At 55.7% G+C, this 449-nt stretch carries 1 rRNA gene; it reads right to left on the bottom strand.

Features of this window, described 5'->3' with window-relative positions:
* Positions 1–45: 45 nt before the first annotated feature.
* Positions 46–449, bottom strand: a 16S ribosomal RNA gene (locus tag KNO91_RS15260); the annotation flags it as partial.

Raw genomic sequence — 449 nt, 5'->3', positions numbered from 1 at the left:
CTCAAAACTGAACGATGGGCAATGCCACATGGGCATTTTCCTTAGAAAGGAGGTGATCCAGCCGCACCTTCCGATACGGCTACCTTGTTACGACTTCACCCCAATCATCTGCCCCACCTTCGGCGGCTGGCTCCTTACGGTTACCTCACCGACTTCGGGTGTTGCAAACTCTCGTGGTGTGACGGGCGGTGTGTACAAGACCCGGGAACGTATTCACCGCAGTATGCTGACCTGCGATTACTAGCGATTCCGACTTCATGCAGGCGAGTTGCAGCCTGCAATCCGAACTGAGAACGGCTTTCTGGGATTGGCTCCACCTCGCGGCTTCGCTGCCCTTTGTACCGTCCATTGTAGCACGTGTGTAGCCCAACTCATAAGGGGCATGATGATTTGACGTCATCCCCACCTTCCTCCGGTTTGTCACCGGCAGTCTCCCTAGAGTGCCCAAC

Source organism: Exiguobacterium sp. s59, from assembly GCF_018617475.1.
GTDB classification, from domain to species: domain Bacteria; phylum Bacillota; class Bacilli; order Exiguobacteriales; family Exiguobacteriaceae; genus Exiguobacterium; species Exiguobacterium aestuarii.
Note: the sequence above shows the minus strand (reverse complement) of the source record. Positions and strands in the feature narration are given on the sequence as shown.